Origin of the sequence: Aquimarina sp. AU119 (assembly GCF_900312735.1) — a bacterium.
Taxonomy (GTDB): Bacteria; Bacteroidota; Bacteroidia; order Flavobacteriales; family Flavobacteriaceae; genus Aquimarina; species Aquimarina algiphila.
Window position 1 is genome coordinate 202422 of sequence record NZ_OMPF01000022.1, and the last position, 15388, is coordinate 217809.

18 protein-coding genes are annotated in these 15388 nt (G+C 31.1%); 8 read left to right on the plus strand and 10 right to left on the minus strand.

From position 1 onward, the window contains the following. Positions 1 to 144: 144 nt before the first annotated feature. Positions 145 to 909, minus strand: coding sequence for an SDR family NAD(P)-dependent oxidoreductase (locus DK442_RS18770; RefSeq protein ID WP_235010990.1), 765 nt, complete (start codon positions 907 to 909; stop codon positions 145 to 147). A 287-nt stretch (positions 910 to 1196) separates the two neighbouring features. On the opposite strand from DK442_RS18770, the gene DK442_RS18775 reads away from it, so the two are divergent. Next, positions 1197 to 2720, plus strand: coding sequence for an aldehyde dehydrogenase family protein (locus DK442_RS18775; protein WP_109437435.1), 1524 nt, complete (start codon positions 1197 to 1199; stop codon positions 2718 to 2720). A gap of 11 nt (positions 2721 to 2731) precedes the next feature. Next, entirely contained in the window at positions 2732 to 3100 is a 369-nt protein-coding gene (locus DK442_RS18780) for a DUF779 domain-containing protein (RefSeq protein ID WP_109437436.1), read from the plus strand. Here the strand turns inward: DK442_RS18780 and DK442_RS18785 are convergent. Beyond that, positions 3089 to 4087 carry a YceI family protein gene (locus DK442_RS18785; protein ID WP_109437437.1) on the minus strand — a complete coding sequence of 333 codons (999 nt, stop codon included), beginning with the start codon at positions 4085 to 4087 and terminating at the stop codon, positions 3089 to 3091. The genes DK442_RS18780 and DK442_RS18785 overlap by 12 nt on opposite strands. Before the next feature lie 114 nt (positions 4088 to 4201). On the opposite strand from DK442_RS18785, the gene DK442_RS18790 reads away from it, so the two are divergent. Continuing rightward, complete coding sequence (locus DK442_RS18790) at positions 4202 to 5086, plus strand: helix-turn-helix domain-containing protein (protein WP_109437438.1); 885 nt, start codon at positions 4202 to 4204, stop codon at positions 5084 to 5086. A gap of 7 nt (positions 5087 to 5093) precedes the next feature. Here DK442_RS18790 and DK442_RS18795 read toward each other — a convergent pair whose 3' ends face one another. From DK442_RS18795 to DK442_RS18805, 3 genes are all read right to left on the minus strand, one after another. Then, entirely contained in the window at positions 5094 to 5747 is a 654-nt protein-coding gene (locus DK442_RS18795) for a class I SAM-dependent methyltransferase (RefSeq protein ID WP_235010991.1), read from the minus strand. A gap of 143 nt (positions 5748 to 5890) precedes the next feature. Beyond that, positions 5891 to 6289: a cupin domain-containing protein gene (locus tag DK442_RS18800; protein WP_109437439.1), complete on the minus strand. Its 399-nt coding sequence runs from the start codon at positions 6287 to 6289 to the stop codon at positions 5891 to 5893. A 22-nt stretch (positions 6290 to 6311) separates the two neighbouring features. Then, the gene (locus DK442_RS18805; RefSeq protein ID WP_109437854.1) at positions 6312 to 7157 is read right to left on the minus strand and encodes a sterol desaturase family protein; all 846 of its coding nucleotides are present in this window, start codon (positions 7155 to 7157) and stop codon (positions 6312 to 6314) included. 182 nt (positions 7158 to 7339) lie between these two features. Between DK442_RS18805 and DK442_RS18810 the strand changes: the two genes are divergently transcribed. Both DK442_RS18810 and DK442_RS18815 read left to right on the plus strand, forming a co-directional pair. Next, the gene (locus DK442_RS18810) at positions 7340 to 7768 is read left to right on the plus strand and encodes an SRPBCC domain-containing protein (protein ID WP_109437440.1); all 429 of its coding nucleotides are present in this window, start codon (positions 7340 to 7342) and stop codon (positions 7766 to 7768) included. Further along, positions 7758 to 8081 (plus strand): helix-turn-helix transcriptional regulator, encoded by a 324-nt coding sequence (locus DK442_RS18815; RefSeq protein ID WP_109437441.1) that lies wholly within the window; start codon positions 7758 to 7760, stop codon positions 8079 to 8081. The genes DK442_RS18810 and DK442_RS18815 overlap by 11 nt, the downstream gene beginning before the upstream one ends. A gap of 8 nt (positions 8082 to 8089) precedes the next feature. Here the strand turns inward: DK442_RS18815 and DK442_RS18820 are convergent, their stop codons facing one another. Further along, a complete protein-coding gene (locus DK442_RS18820; RefSeq protein ID WP_143915055.1) occupies positions 8090 to 8503 on the minus strand; it encodes a hypothetical protein in 414 nt (137 codons plus the stop codon). A gap of 232 nt (positions 8504 to 8735) precedes the next feature. On the opposite strand from DK442_RS18820, the gene DK442_RS18825 reads away from it, so the two are divergent. Both DK442_RS18825 and DK442_RS18830 read left to right on the plus strand, forming a co-directional pair. Next, the gene (locus DK442_RS18825; protein ID WP_109437443.1) at positions 8736 to 9164 is read left to right on the plus strand and encodes a hypothetical protein; all 429 of its coding nucleotides are present in this window, start codon (positions 8736 to 8738) and stop codon (positions 9162 to 9164) included. Between the two features lie 194 nt (positions 9165 to 9358). Further along, a complete protein-coding gene (locus tag DK442_RS18830; protein WP_109437444.1) occupies positions 9359 to 10537 on the plus strand; it encodes a M12 family metallopeptidase in 1179 nt (392 codons plus the stop codon). 72 nt (positions 10538 to 10609) lie between these two features. Here the strand turns inward: DK442_RS18830 and DK442_RS18835 are convergent, their stop codons facing one another. The 3 genes from DK442_RS18835 to DK442_RS18845 all read right to left on the minus strand — a co-directional run bounded on the left by DK442_RS18835 (position 10610) and on the right by DK442_RS18845 (position 12512). Continuing rightward, positions 10610 to 11221, minus strand: coding sequence for a hypothetical protein (locus DK442_RS18835; RefSeq protein WP_160114263.1), 612 nt, complete (start codon positions 11219 to 11221; stop codon positions 10610 to 10612). A 5-nt stretch (positions 11222 to 11226) separates the two neighbouring features. Beyond that, entirely contained in the window at positions 11227 to 11715 is a 489-nt protein-coding gene (locus DK442_RS18840; protein WP_109437446.1) for an RNA polymerase sigma factor, read from the minus strand. A 149-nt stretch (positions 11716 to 11864) separates the two neighbouring features. After that, positions 11865 to 12512: a hypothetical protein gene (locus DK442_RS18845; RefSeq protein WP_109437447.1), complete on the minus strand. Its 648-nt coding sequence runs from the start codon at positions 12510 to 12512 to the stop codon at positions 11865 to 11867. Positions 12513 to 13084: 572 nt separating this feature from the next. On the opposite strand from DK442_RS18845, the gene DK442_RS18850 reads away from it, so the two are divergent. Further along, a complete protein-coding gene (locus DK442_RS18850) occupies positions 13085 to 14341 on the plus strand; it encodes a response regulator (RefSeq protein WP_109437448.1) in 1257 nt (418 codons plus the stop codon). Here DK442_RS18850 and DK442_RS18855 read toward each other — a convergent pair. Next, the gene (locus DK442_RS18855) at positions 14334 to 15299 is read right to left on the minus strand and encodes a M23 family metallopeptidase (RefSeq protein ID WP_235010992.1); all 966 of its coding nucleotides are present in this window, start codon (positions 15297 to 15299) and stop codon (positions 14334 to 14336) included. The genes DK442_RS18850 and DK442_RS18855 overlap by 8 nt on opposite strands. Between the last annotated feature and the right edge of the window lie 89 nt (positions 15300 to 15388).

Here is a 15388-nt window from a genome sequence, read left to right on the forward strand (position 1 = left end):
AAATGCGTAATAAATTGGTAATCTAAAGATACTATAAATTCAATAACAATTCAATAGAAACACCGATATCAAAGGAGTAATCACTCTTAAAACCAGCATTTTAGGATGTATTTATATTCTTTTTCTTTATTAAAACAACTGGACCTATCTAATATGGCTTCCTGCATTCATATCAATGGTTGCACCTGTGGCATGATCCATTAACCCCGAACACATCAATCCAATCAATGGGGTTAGATCTTTTGGTTTTGTAAGTTCATTAAGTGCAATTTCATTCAGAACCTTTTGTTCACCATGATTTGCAATAAAGTTTTCAGCCATTTGTGTACGTGTAAATCCGGGAGCAATAATAAAGGATTTAATGTTTTGTTTCCCAAAAGATCGAGCAATACTTCTGGCTAAGGAAACCATTCCTCCTTTGGAGGCTGCATATGCTAAGTATTCTTCTGTTTCTCCTCTAAATACTGCTCTACTTGCTATATATATAAATCTTCCTTCTCCATTTTTAATGAAGTGATCTATGCCTAATTTAGTAAGCAGCCCTACAGAGTTTAGATTAACATCCATAGTTTTTTTCCAGACCGAAAACCAATCCTTAGCATTCTTTTGAATAGAATGAGGTAGAAACACTGCCGCATTTAGTATAATAACATCAATTTTTCCAAATTCATGGCAAACATCATCAAAAAGTTTATAGATATCTTCTTCTATAGAAATATCAGCTCCAAAAGTTTTTGATCCTGTATGAGGATATAAGCTAACCAGCGTTTCGGCAGCTTTTTTATTCGTATTGAAATGTACAGCCACTCTTGCTCCCATTTTCATTAAAAACTCAGCTCCTTCTTTTCCTATTCCATTAGAAGCTCCGGTAACTAGAATAGTTTTTCCTTTCAAATCAATGTCTATCATTATCATATATGCTTTAGCTTGAATATAAAAATAAGGTAATTGTATAAAATTATTATAAAAGAGTAGTGTAATAATGTATCAACTAAAGGCAATAAAACACCTGTAAGTTTTACGTTCTGTTACTTAGCAATTCTTTTAAAAATATACAACAAAATATTAACGACAACTCGTTAAGCAGATTAATAAAAATACCGTATATTTAAGGATAGACCTCTTCTTGTCAACAAGTTACACCTTTAGACAAAATACACACATTTTTATTACTTAAAAACCTTAATTCTTAAATTATGAGTATCTCACAAGCATCTCCTAAAAGTAAAATGGAAAAACCCAACTTTAAAAGTCAATATGAAAATTATATTGGCGGAAAATGGGTAGCACCCGTAAAAGGGCAATATTTTGACAACATCTCTCCCGTTGATGGAACTAGTTTTACAAAAATAGCTCGTTCTACCAGTGAAGATATTGAACTGGCAATTGATGCTGCATGGTCTGCAGCTCCAGAATGGAATAACTCTTCAGTAACTTATCGTAGTAATTGTTTATTAAAAATTGCATCAACATTAGAAGAAAATCTTGAAGTATTAGCTCGTGCAGAAACCTGGGATAATGGAAAAGCAATACGAGAAACATTGGCAGCTGATTTACCTTTGGCAATAGATCATTTTAGGTATTTTGCTGGTGTAATTCGTGCAGAAGAAGGTTCTGTAAGTGAATTAGATTCAAGTACAGTAAGTCTAAATGTTCAGGAACCTCTGGGAGTTGTTGGTCAGATAATACCGTGGAATTTTCCAATATTAATGGCAACATGGAAAGTTGCCCCTGCTTTAGCAGCAGGGAATTGTATTGTTCTTAAACCTGCAGAGCAAACTCCGGTTGGTATTATGCTTTTAATGGAACTAATTGAAGGTGTGTTGCCTGATGGCGTACTTAATGTAGTTAATGGATTTGGAGCTGAAGCTGGTAAACCTTTAGCGTCAAGCCCTCGTATAAATAAAGTAGCATTTACAGGTGAAACCACAACTGGACAACTAATAATGCAGTATGCTTCTAAAAACATTACTCCTGTTACTTTAGAACTTGGAGGAAAATCACCAAATATCTTTTTTGAAAGTATTATGGATGCTGATGATGATTTCTTTGATAAGGCGATTGAAGGTGCGGTTATGTTTGCCCTTAATCAAGGAGAGGTATGCACATGTCCATCCAGAATTCTAATACAGGAAAGTATATATGACAAGTTTATAGAACGTGTAATAGAACGTACTGAATCTATTAAACTAGGACATCCCCTAGATCCTCAAACTATGATGGGGGCACAAGCATCTAATGATCAATTTGAAAAAGTCATTAATTATATCAATATTGGGAAAGATGAAGGTTGTGAAGTATTAACGGGTGGAGAATCTGCTTATATTGAAGGGCTGGAACATGGATATTATGTAAAACCTACATTACTAAAAGGTAATAATAAAATGCGTGTATTCCAGGAAGAGATTTTTGGTCCTGTAGCATGTGTAACTACGTTCAAAAATGAAGCAGAAGCAATTGAAATTGCAAATGATACACTCTATGGATTAGGTGCTGGAGTTTGGACAAGAGATACACATCAGGCTTATCAAATTTCTAGAGCTGTAAAAGCCGGACGTGTTTGGGTGAATTGCTACCATACATATCCTGCACATGCTCCTTTTGGAGGATATAAGAAATCTGGTATTGGACGAGAAAACCATAAAATGATGCTTAATCATTATCGTCAAACCAAAAATATGTTGATCTCTTATGATAAAAAAGCGATGGGCTTTTTCTAAAATTAGATAATATGATTTTACGTGTTAAGATTACCGATGCAGCAAAAGCTGTAATCGACACCCTTAGTACAGAACATGGAGAGTTAATGTTCCATCAGAGCGGAGGATGCTGTGATGGATCATCTCCCATGTGTTTCCCTAAGGGCGAATTAATGATTAATGAAACCGATGTATTACTTGGAGTAATTCATGGGTGTGATTTTTATATGTCTAGCGATCAATTTGAATACTGGAAACATACGCAACTTACAATAGATGTTATACCTGGCAGAGGAGCTAGCTTTTCTCTTGAAATTCCTATGGGAATAAGATTCGTAACAAAATCCCGAATCTTCACAGAAACTGAAATAAAAAAATTAGAGCCAGTTTTAACAGGATGACTTACCTGTTTCTGAATATAAAACCACATCGAATTCTATATCATCTGATATCATTTGATCAGTGAGGTGAATATGAAACCTTCCTGATGCATGGTTTATATCCCATCTGGTACGATTTATACTAAATTTAGATTTCAATATAGTTTGATTATTCTTATTTTCAATTTCTGCAATAAAATTAACTGGTTGCTTAATACCTTTTATGGTTAAGTTCGCTGTAATGTTAACTTTTGAAGTAGTAATATATTCAATACCAATGATTTTCAATTTTGATATTGGATAAACATGTACTTCAAAAAAATCAGAATTTTTTAAGTGATCCACCAACATCTCGTTGTACTTACCATCAGTATTCACAATTGAATTCATATCAATGTAAAATTCTCCTCCAATGATTCTGTTATTTTCTGTGTAAAATTCTCCTTCTTTCAATTTTATTGTACCAAAATGATCTCCTGTTTTCAAAGCATAAAAGCCTCTCCAATTAATTGTACTGGCAACTGTATCAATAAAAACTTTGTTTTCTGCGACAAACTTATTTTTTTGTACGATATCTATTAATTCTACCTCATATACTAATGTTGAATCCGGATGAGGAAAAGTTATATTCCCCATTCTCTTACTGAGTTCTGGTGGAACAATTAATTTTCTAACCTCTCCTACTTTCATCCCCAATATTCCTTCATCAAGCCCCTTAATAACCTGATTACCTCCTACCAAAATTTTAATTGGGTTTGTCAAATTTCTAGAAGAAAAAACCAAAGAACCATTCGTATATTTTGTAGTTTCATGAATATGTATTTCCTGTCCTTTTTGTACGACTCCTCCACTACCTTCTTTTAGAATTTTATATTGTAAACCAGAAGATGTTGTAATCATTCTTTTATTATCATCTGTATTATTGCCACATGATGTTACTATGACTAATAAACTTATCATAAGTAGTGCTATAAAATTCTTTATGTATTTTTTATGGGTTACTTTCATTTTTATGTTATTTTGTTTGAAGTTATTAATGAAAGTTAAATATAGAATTGGAGCTACCTTAAGCTTTTAAAAGGATTGTAAAAAAGTGTAACTTAAATGTAAAATTGATACTAATTGAAGTTTTTTAGCTATAATATCAAACAAAATCATAGAAAATTATTTGGGTTATTATTCATAATTTTTGGATCGTTAATTTTATCTGGTTTTTATCAAAAAGAAAACCCTTCTTATTTTTCTGAAAGAGTCAAAATTGCTTTGCGAGATATTGGTAATACATTATTACTTGCTGAGAATGATTCTACTTCTCTTATATTACCTGTAAAAGAGGTTAAGGATTATGAATATATTGTTTCTTTTCAAAACGAATTATATATCGAACCTGATGTTTTAGTTCATTCTATCAAATCCACTTTTAGTGCTTCTAACTTACCAGAAGATTATATAATTGAGGTAATTGATTGTAGTATCAAAGAGGTTGCTTATAGCTATCAAATTATGGGGCCAAAGGAAAATGATATTATTCCATGTTCTGGAAGAACACTACCTTCTAGTTGTTATAAAATACGGGTCCTTTTTTTAATAAAAGAATCCGCATCTGGTTCTAAAATATATCCAATTTCTGCTTTAGTACTTCTTTTGGTATCACTTTCAACAGGATTTATATTTTTTAGAAAAAAGAAGAATAATTCCATAAATGCTACAACCGGCATAGAATTAGGGAAATTTAAATTCTATTATGAACTACAGTTATTAAAAATAGAAAAAAGCCAAATAAACTTAACTTCTAAAGAGTCTGAAATTTTAAAGATCTTTAGCCAAAATCCTAATCAACTTATTAAAAGAGAACGATTGATTAAAGAAGTCTGGGAAGATCATGGGATAGTTGTTGGCCGTAGTCTGGATATGTTTATTTCTAAACTAAGAAAAAAACTAAATACAGATCCGTCTGTAAAAATAATCAATGTTCATGGGGTCGGATATAAAATTGAAATCTCATAATCTTCATTTAACGCACTATCCCGACTAGTATCCACATTTTTTTATTCGATTCATTTTTCCAATTCCCAAAATCTTTAATTTCTTTAGAAATTGAAAAACCAGCCTTTTCTAATTCAGATTTTACAAATCTTAAAGATATTGTATGTTCATCCGTTTGTTCTTCTCTGGATTTATTACGAACATGGCTTTTAAATTTTTCCAAAATCATAATACGTCCATCTGGTTTAAGTGATGTTTTAATATGATCTAGCACCTTCATATAATCATCGATTTCATGATAGGTATCCATAACAATAACTACATCCAATGATTGTTTAGGTAATTTTGGATTATCATAATCACCCAATATTGTTTTTACATTAGTAATTTTTCTTTCCTCCAGATGTTTGTCCAATTGTTCTAATCGATCTTTTCTGACATCTACAGCATAAACTTTACCCGCTTTATTAACTTGTTTAGACAAGTGAATGGTAAGATATCCTTCATGAGAACCAATATCTGCTACGACACTTCCTGTTGTTACTCCTGTTAATTTTAATAATTCTGGTACGTTCATCCACGTATCTCTCTCTTCCCAATCTTTTTGTTTATACTGAGCAGAACATAGGTCCATTCCCAAAACTAAAATTGAAAATATCAAAAATCGCATAGATCGTTTCATAATCATCACTTTTACAGTATTTAAGTATTCAAAATACCTCTAAATAACGTTGAAACTATCTATTTTATGAAAAGTTTGTGTTTTAGAAGAAAAATATGATCAGGAATATTTTACTTAAGGTTATTATGATATGATGTCTCTATTTACTCTATAAAGACCCTGTCTTTTCCCTTGAATTCTGGAGTTTGAATTGAAATAACTTTCAAAGGGGTTTCAGAAATCACCTTAACCGCATGAATTGTCTTTTCTGGTATAGTTATCCAATCTCCAGCTTGCACAACAATTTCTTCCTTATTTAACCAGACATTAGCCTTCCCTTCAAGTATAAAAACTTGTTCGGTATGTTTCAAATGTTGATGTGGTTTTACTTCGTTTTTAATCCATATGACAAAGGTAGAAGTATGAGGATCAGTAAATATTTTTTTAACCAATACATTTTCAAACTCTTTGTCTGGTTTAATATCGTATGCCGAAAATTTACCCTGAGACCAAAGTATGGTGGTTGAAATTAAAAAAAAGAATATCACGCATAACTCTTTCATAAATAGTAAATTGAAAACCAAATTAAGAATTGCTTTTTTTAACTTTTTTCACTGTAGGTGGTCTATATCCCAAAAAGGGGAGTTTTAAGAGTTTTCCTATATTTGAATTAGCGCCTACATCAGGATAAGTATCTACTCCATAAATCAAATCATCTTTTCTTATTTTGGCAAATGTTCCAAAAATTCTATCCCAAATAGAAAAAATATTCCCATAGTTTGTATCTGTATATGGAAGTACGTAATGATGGTGTACTTTATGCATATCAGGAGAAACGATAACCCAGCTTATGATATCATCAACTTTTTTAGGTAACGATATATTGGCATGATTAAATTGAGATAATACAACTGATAGAGATTGATATAACATGATTATCCCTACAGGAGCTCCCACTATAAGTACAGCAAGCGTAGTGAATACAAAACGAATAATACTTTCTCCTGGATGATGTCTATTTGCTGTTGTGGTATCTACATGATGATCTGTATGATGAACCAAATGGAACATCCATAATGGTTTTACCATATGTTCTACATAATGAGCTAACCATGCACCTATAAGATCCAATAAAGCTACACCCAGTAATACAGAAGCCCAAAGAGGTAAACCTAACCATTGAATCACTCCAAATTTATTTGCAACTGTCCAATCACTGGTTTTTAATAGAATAAAAGCTAAAACAAAATTTATAACGATGGTGGTTAACGTAAAGAAAATATTAGGCCAGGCATGCTTAAACTTCTTATACTTAAATTTAAATAATGGCACGGCATATTCAACTAACCAGAAAAATGTAATTCCTCCTACCAATATTAAACTGCGATGTGACGAAGGTATCGTTTCGAAATAATTCATTATACTTTCCATAGCTACAAAATATTCCATTTTTAATAAATTACCAATAGTTTTGAAATAAATATGGAATGAAAACAGGTCATTTGCGCAACCAAAAAGTTGCGTATTTGAAAAATATCTTTATATTTGCAACTATATAGTTGCGCATTGATATCATTTTGCTATACATTGTTTAATCAATAAAAATAATTAAGATGAAAGATGTAATTCGTAAAGAACATATACTTAATCATTCTATAGATAATGTTTGGAATGCTATTACCAAACAAGAACAAATTTCTAACTGGTTTATTGAAGCCGATTTTAAAGCAGAACCAGGTTATAAATACACTTTTACAGCTCCCGAGGAGCAAAACTGTTCCCAAATTACCGGAGAAGTAAAGAAAGCTAACCCCTATACTCTTATTTATACCTGGATTGTGGCTGAAACCAATATTGAAACTACTGTAAAATGGGAACTCGAGAAAACCGAAGAAGGTACAAAGTTATTGCTTGAGCATTCTGGAATTTCAAATTACTTGGGAGAAAATGCCGTTACAATGTTTACTAGTTTTAATGGAGGTTGGGATAACTATATTTCTGGCCTATCAAAATATTTAAAACAAGATGTCCATGCAAGATAAAATCACTAAGATATTAAAAGCTATAGCTGATCCTACCAGACGTGAAATTTTTCATGCTCTGGTAGTAGCTGCTACTGCCCTGCCTATTACTCAAATATCAGGGCAATTCAATATTAGTCGCCAGGGAGTTACCAAGCATTTAAAAACTTTAGAAGATGCTAACTTGATTAGAATAAAAACAAAAGGTAGAGAGCGTTTTTGTTATGCAAATACTAACCCTCTTAAAGAAGTAAATCAATGGTTAAAATTTTACGAGAAATTCTGGGATGGTGCATTAGATAACTTAAGTAGTTATTTAGATAAAAACGCTTAAACAGGTATTTATTTCTCTTGCGTTTCCAGCTCAAGACACTTCTTAACCGAAGCTACTGCCATTTCAAGTGTTTCAAATATCATTATCTTATCATGATAAAATATTCTTTCTATTTTTACGCTAATTTCTTGTGCAGTAGTATATGCAACAACCACAAATACTGCAAGATTTGGAAACACCTCCCTTATTTTCATATAATCCGTAGGTTTTAAAGAGTATGAATTTATTCTATGAGAAATGTAACCAAAAGGACGGTTACCAAAATGTAAATTTGTTAGCAGAGAGAGTTCGGTTGCTTTTTCGTGATTAAAACATATACCTTCTGCGACTTCAATAATTAGATAATTCTCAAAAAAAAAGACCTCACCCATATCAAGGCTATATTTCTGAATAAGCCTTTCTTTCATTAATGGTTTCAACATATTCATTACTAGGTTTAAGAGCAAAATGAGTTCGTTGTTCGAAGGCGCGAATCTAGTTAAAAACTCATTACGATTGTAGATTTTATAATTTTGATAACATTTAATACTAAAACCCATAAACTTCTTGAACCAAATCTCAAAAAATCAATTATGACCAGTGTTTTCTCAAATTTGTAATTCACACAGTTTCTGATTACATTGTTACAAACAAACAACTTAATATCAATGAATTATGAAAACAATAAACAAACCACCCATATGGTTCTGGATAATTGCTGTTGTGGCTCTTATATGGAATATTATGGGAGTCATGGCCTATATTGGTCAAGCATATATGACACAAGAAGCGTTAAAGGCATTGCCAGAAGCTGACCAGAATTTTTATAATAATACACCCGCTTGGGTAACAGCAGCATTTGCTATTGCCGTATTTGCTGGCGCTTTGGGGTGTATAGCACTATTGATTAAGAAAAAATGGGCTTCTACCCTACTTATTTTATCCCTCATTGGCGTCCTTGCTCAAACGACTTATAATTTCTTTTTACAAGATTTTATACCATTATCCGGGGCACGAATCATTATGCCTATTATTGTTGTAGTTGTTGCACTCTTTTTAGTGTGGTTTTCTAAAAATTCTACATCAAAGGGCTGGATTTCCTAATTAGTTAAGAATATATTAGTGCCATTCACAACCTGAATCATGATCATAGATTCAGGTTTTTTTAATTTCAATACCTTCATTTTTTAAGAAACTTTAACAATTTTTTTAACATCATCTTAAACACTAATATGAGTTTTTGACTAGTTAACCTACTTGTAAAACTATTAATTGTCATAAACTCAAAATCAAACTTAATGAAAACAAAGACAGTATTAAATGGATTAAAAATTGGTGTTCTTGCCATTGCCCTATCATTTATTTCTTGCGAAAAAAATGAAGAATTTGATCAGTCAACAGACCCCACTAGTCAAGAAGAACAAACTATAGAAAAGTTTTTCTTAGGAGAACGTGTTCGTGTGAAAAAAGAAAATGATGGCACGTTTAGCCTTCAAGGAACTGATGTTAGATTATTCGAAGATCAATTAAGTGACACAGCTATCCCTGTTTCTAACACAGAAGAACCTACTGATGAAGTAAATGCAAAGCTTGGACTTGGAGGTGGTGTACGTAAATGGACTAATAATACCATTGTTTATGTTATCCAAAATGGATTAAATCAATTTGTTAGAGACGAGCTTCAAAAATCTATGGATGAATGGACTAGTAAGACAAATGTTCGTTTTAAAGAACGTACCAATGAGTCTAATTATGTAACAATCAGCAGTAATGGTAGAAATTGTAATTGTGGGGTTGCTACATTAGGGATGAATGGTTCTAGAGGTTTTATTCGTTTAGGATCGAGAACTAGTGCCGTCGTAACTATCCATGAAATCGGACATACCTTAGGGTATATCCATGAGCAAAATCGTTCTGATAGAGATAATCATATTATTATCAACTTCAATAATATTCAGGATGGTGCAGAAGATCAGTTTTTCAAAAGTAATTCTGCAACTCTAATTACCAGAGATTTTGACATTAATTCTACTATGATGTACGGAAGCTATACATTTAGTAAAAATGGTCAACCTACAATAACAGATCTAAATGGTAACGTTTTACCTAGAAGAAGAGCTGCAATTTCTCCTTTGGATATCCAAGGAACCAATAACGCATATCCAGGTGATGGAGGTGGTGGAGGAAATCCATCTGTAAATCCTTGCGAAGGCATTGCCGCATGGGTAAGAGGTCAGAGCTATTCTGTTGGCGATAAAGTTACCTACAGAGGTTTCTTATACGAAAGAGATTTTACAAGATGGAATAGAATTGCAGAATGTACTGACACACCGGTAAGTGCAGATATCTGTGAAGGTGTTTCAGAATACAATAGAAATAATAATTATTCTGCAGGGGATAAAGTAACTTATAACGGATTCTTATATACTCTTGGATCTAACGGAAGATGGTCTAACAACGGACGTTGCGGAGCGTAAACATCTGTTTGTTTGAATATTTTTAAAATTTAAAAGGGCTGTAAAAAACAGCCCTTTTTATTTTACAATAATTTATTCTTTTTCTTCAAGTTCTTTAATTAGTACCTCTGCAGAATTCATACTTCCAGTATAAGACTTATATACCCATTTTGTAAAAACAAAAAAGAATACAATTGCCAGTGGAATGGCTATTACTATTGGCCAAATAGATTTTGTCTCTGTAAACAAATCTTTACCTTTAATAATTTTTGAAGAAACAGGCATAATAACAAACATGAGTACAAATCCTAAATAGTATCCAAGTTTCATACTTTTTTTAAATCGTTGTTTCCCTTTAGTATATTCAATCAATGTTTCTTTATAGCTATTTCCAGAAATATTAATATTTCGCATTTTACTTATCCATTTTAGAGATAAAACAGGTAATACTAAAAGTGTAACTACTGATATTAATCCAGATACTAATGAATACCAATTATCTAGTTTTTCGAGATTAAATAAGATCAATATTGCAACACTATAGCAAATGACTGCTCCTATTATTTCCGGGTATGCTATTTTATTCAATTTCTTTCTGTACTGCTCTTGTGTCATCATAATAATCATTTTATCCGTTAATTTTTTTTGTTTTTCTATCTGATCACTCATTTGGGACCAAACTGCTTGCATTTCTTCTAATTCCATACCCATTATTTTTTTACAATTTGTGTCTTTAATCTTTGTTTGATTCTCGAAATTTTGGTACCTACATTGCTAGGAGACAAACCTGTTATACTTGCTATTTCCTCGTATTTTTTTCCTTCTAAAAGCAATAACATTAATCCTTTTTCCAATTCATTAAGACCATGTATATGTGCATAAAGAATCTTTAATCGTTCCTCAAATTCTGTATCGTATTGATCTGTTTGTTTCATGATCACCTGATCAATTCCAATCTGATTTCCTTTTCGCTTCTCCTTTTTTAATCTGGTAATTGCGGTATTAAGTCCTACACGATACATCCATGTACTAATTTTTGAATCTCCTCTAAAATTGTCAAATGATTTCCACAACTGATAGACAATCTCTTGATAGAGATCTTTCTGATCTTCATGATTATTAGTATAGATGGTCGTTATTTTAAAAATAACACCTTCATGATCTTTAATAATTTGAGTAAACTCATACTCTTTGGCCATATAAGCTTATGTTTTTCTTATTAGTAACTAATACATAGAAAAAATCACAGCATATTTATAAAAAATTATAAAATAACTACACTTAACATAAAAATACATTGAAAAACAAGTTGCTAAAGAAGAGCATGCAACTTTTAAAAAAAAACTGATTATTCTTTTACGACAATTAGAGAAGCCTTAACTCCTTTTGTTAAATTCCATTCATTACTGGTAAGTAAATTTCCTTGATCATCATACAAATGAAATTCTGCAGTATTAGGTCCAGATTCACCCTGATTAAGAGCCTGAATATCGATTTTATTGAACCCTTTAATTAGATCGATTGAAATTCCTTGAAATTTTCCTGAAAGATATGCACTTTGTACGATTACATCATCATTAATAAAAATTCTCACTATATCACCATCAACAAATTGATGATCTCTATACAACAATCTGACAAATTTACCATCACTTTTGAAATCACCAAGATACTGATCACTTTTATATTCTTCCTTTATTTCTTTATCTTTTTTAAACCACTTTGGAGTGCCTTTAATTTCTGGTTTAAAAAAGCCATCATTACCAGTCATATCAAATGTTTGTTTGCGACGGCCATATTCACTCAACTCTTTTGGTGCAGTATACAACGGGATATTACTATTGAAATCTGATTTTGGAAGCCCTGTAGACAAACTGTACTTATCAGTTTTTAAATCACTTTTTGCGTCAATACGTAAAGAGGTAGAACTTTCTACCTGAGCCTGTATCACTCCTGCCATACACAACAAAAAAACTATATTTAGTTTAGCTTTCATATCTTTTCGTACCACGCTTGTTTAATGTAAATATAAAGATTATAGAGGGTTAATAATGTTAATTACTTGCAAAAGTACCCATTATATCCTATAACCAATATATAATAGGACGTTATAAATTTATAATAATTACATTAATCTTCTCTGTAGTTGGCCAAATCAATAACAAATCGTCAATTGTACATGAACAACAATTAATTTATTGTTAATTCAAACACATGATTTATAGTTATTTAAATATATTTTATAACTTAAACTTATAATATTTTGTTTATTATTTACAATCGAAAATTACTCTGAAAGCCAATAACTTACAAGAAGCATTTTAATTAAAAACTGTCAAACTTTGTACCATTTTTTATATTGTTCCAAAAGTTAGATTTTTCGTTACGATTTTAGGAATTGCATATTATAAGATAACTTATTATTTTAATTCAAAAGTGTGTAATTAAACTTCTAATTTTAACGTATGTCATATTATACCCATCTTATTGTAAAAGTTAATTAAAAAAACTGTACTTAAATTTGTAAGATAATCCTTATATCTTTTAATTTGTTTTTAAATATAAAGTATGATATATTATATAATTATCGGTATCCTATTCGCTGTAATTCTTTTTTTATGGTTAAAATACCAAGGAGTCAAAAAAAGGCTGGATGAGAAAAGTAATGAATTGCAATCTTTACTCAATACATCTGAAAAACAAGTTCAATTTCAGCAAGATTTTATTTCTATTCTCAGTCAAGAATTGAGAACTCCTTTGTATGGAATAATGGGGTTGACAAATCTTTTAGCAGAAGAACACCCAGAACTTAAAGATGATAAAAAAATAAAATCGCTGAAGTTTTCTGGAAATTACCTACTTACCTTAATTAATAATATTCTTCAAGTAAGTTTTCTTGATAATGAAGAAGTTACTGTACAAAATACTCTATTTAATTTAAAAGACGTTACTCAAAATCTTGTTCAGTCTTTTAGTTATGCGACAGAAAACAGTGATAACATTTTGCACTTTGATTTTGACGCTGAAATAAGCCAAACTGTTGAAGGAGATCCTGCAATTTTGTCCCAGATACTCATGAATCTTGTAAATAATGCTCTGCGATTCACAAAAAATGGAAATGTTTATTTCTCAGTAAGTTTGATTAAGAAAAAAGGTGATGTTTCTACAATTTCTTTTAAAATTACTCATGATGGATATGAGGTATCAAAAGAGGATCAAAAATCAATCTATCAAGAGTTTATTAATGTAGAAAATGAAAAAAAATGGTATTTGGGTACAGGTATAAACTCAAGAATAGTAAACCGACTGGCAGAAGCTGTAAATGCAGAAATAATTATTCAGAATAATTCTCATGTCGGATCAGAATATGTATTTGTGATTGATTTTAAAACACAACAAGTCAAGGAAGAACAGGCCCATCAAAATTCTGTTTTTGAGGTCAATTCTGGCACAAAATTCAAAGCTCTAATTGTAGATGACAATAAATTAAACCTATTAGTAGCAGATAAAATGTTATCAAAAGAGCAATTTGATTGTACAACTATTGATAATGGCTTTGATGCTATTAAATTGGCAAAAGAAAATGTGTATGATGTCATTTTAATGGACATTAACATGCCCAAGCTTAATGGTATTGGAACAACAAAAAGAATAAGAGAATTTGATTTAAAAACACCTATTATTGCTCTAACAGCAGTAGACGTAACCCAATTAAATAGACAAATCATTCAAGCAGGACTAAATGATTACATTTTAAAACCTTATAACAAAAATCATTTATTAGAAATGATTCATAAACATATTGAGAATTCAGTACTTAGTTGATAATTATCTGTTGTCCGATTTTTAGTACTGTATTATATTTTATAGAATTAGTTTTACAGATTTCGGAAACAGCTAATCCATGTCTATTGGCAATTCTATGAAGGGTATCCCCTTTTTTTACCGTATAAATCTTTTTTTGTTGCTCTTCGAATACTGTAATATCATCAATGGATTTATGAATTACTATTTTACTCTTCCTTGTTGATCTATGAAATCTTGGTGTTGCCCATTTTCTAGTTACAAAAAGTACATCTGATCTTATTTTAGTATCAGTTGTAAACTCAAATAAATATTCTGGATTAATACTTTTCCCATGATATCTTACTTCTAAATGTAAATGACTACCTCTTGCGTTTCCTGTCACTCCTCCTTTTCCTATAGCATTACCTTTTTTTATTTCGTCATTCTCCTTGACTAATGTTTTTGATAAATGTGCATATACCGATTCTAAGCCATTGTAATGTCTAACTATAACCGTATTTCCATGCCCTCCATGATATCCTACATACCTAACTTTACCATCTAGTATAGATCTTACACTGTCTCCAGTTTGAAGATCAATATCTATACCTTGATGAGGCCTTCCTCTTCTCCACCCATAACGAGAAGTAACCACCATCTTACGGGTAACCGGTGATGAAAAATTAGTATCATGAAAAGTCAATTGAAAAGGAAAAGACAATGATTCATCCCAGTATGGGTTAAATCGTTGATTATCCCATTTAGCATTAAATTCTTCTTTATTTTTTACTCCTAAATCTCTTGAAAGTAATTCATTATTAGAAGAAACTATATTATTGAGATATATAGGTAGGTAGATTATATCTCCTTGAAAAATTAGTTTTTTATGATCTACTGGTACTTTTTCTTTTGTTTCAATAATTTCCTGAGCAGATATCATAGAAAAAGATAATAGAATCAGGAAACCAAATACAAGCCTCTTTTTAATTAAAAACATCAATTACAATACATTTTACAAATTAAAATAGATTTCGGGCTTTAAATTCTTCTACAATATAACTGTAAAAATAATACGTTATTACAACA

Bases quoted from the DNA above. Each gene is read 5' to 3' on its own strand.
- DK442_RS18770 (WP_235010990.1), bottom strand. From the start codon at position 909: ATGATAGACATTGATTTGAAAGGAAAAACTATTCTAGTTACCGGAGCT.
- DK442_RS18775 (WP_109437435.1), top strand. From the start codon at position 1,197: ATGAGTATCTCACAAGCATCTCCTAAAAGTAAAATGGAAAAACCCAAC.
- DK442_RS18780 (WP_109437436.1), top strand. From the start codon at position 2,732: ATGATTTTACGTGTTAAGATTACCGATGCAGCAAAAGCTGTAATCGAC.
- DK442_RS18785 (WP_109437437.1), bottom strand. From the start codon at position 4,087: ATGAAAGTAACCCATAAAAAATACATAAAGAATTTTATAGCACTACTT.
- DK442_RS18795 (WP_235010991.1), bottom strand. From the start codon at position 5,747: ATGAAACGATCTATGCGATTTTTGATATTTTCAATTTTAGTTTTGGGA.
- DK442_RS18800 (WP_109437439.1), bottom strand. From the start codon at position 6,289: ATGAAAGAGTTATGCGTGATATTCTTTTTTTTAATTTCAACCACCATA.
- DK442_RS18805 (WP_109437854.1), bottom strand. From the start codon at position 7,157: ATGGAAAGTATAATGAATTATTTCGAAACGATACCTTCGTCACATCGC.
- DK442_RS18810 (WP_109437440.1), top strand. From the start codon at position 7,340: ATGAAAGATGTAATTCGTAAAGAACATATACTTAATCATTCTATAGAT.
- DK442_RS18815 (WP_109437441.1), top strand. From the start codon at position 7,758: ATGCAAGATAAAATCACTAAGATATTAAAAGCTATAGCTGATCCTACC.
- DK442_RS18820 (WP_143915055.1), bottom strand. From the start codon at position 8,503: ATGTTGAAACCATTAATGAAAGAAAGGCTTATTCAGAAATATAGCCTT.
- DK442_RS18825 (WP_109437443.1), top strand. From the start codon at position 8,736: ATGAAAACAATAAACAAACCACCCATATGGTTCTGGATAATTGCTGTT.
- DK442_RS18830 (WP_109437444.1), top strand. From the start codon at position 9,359: ATGAAAACAAAGACAGTATTAAATGGATTAAAAATTGGTGTTCTTGCC.
- DK442_RS18835 (WP_160114263.1), bottom strand. From the start codon at position 11,221: ATGGAATTAGAAGAAATGCAAGCAGTTTGGTCCCAAATGAGTGATCAG.
- DK442_RS18840 (WP_109437446.1), bottom strand. From the start codon at position 11,715: ATGGCCAAAGAGTATGAGTTTACTCAAATTATTAAAGATCATGAAGGT.
- DK442_RS18845 (WP_109437447.1), bottom strand. From the start codon at position 12,512: ATGAAAGCTAAACTAAATATAGTTTTTTTGTTGTGTATGGCAGGAGTG.
- DK442_RS18850 (WP_109437448.1), top strand. From the start codon at position 13,085: ATGATATATTATATAATTATCGGTATCCTATTCGCTGTAATTCTTTTT.
- DK442_RS18855 (WP_235010992.1), bottom strand. From the start codon at position 15,299: ATGTTTTTAATTAAAAAGAGGCTTGTATTTGGTTTCCTGATTCTATTA.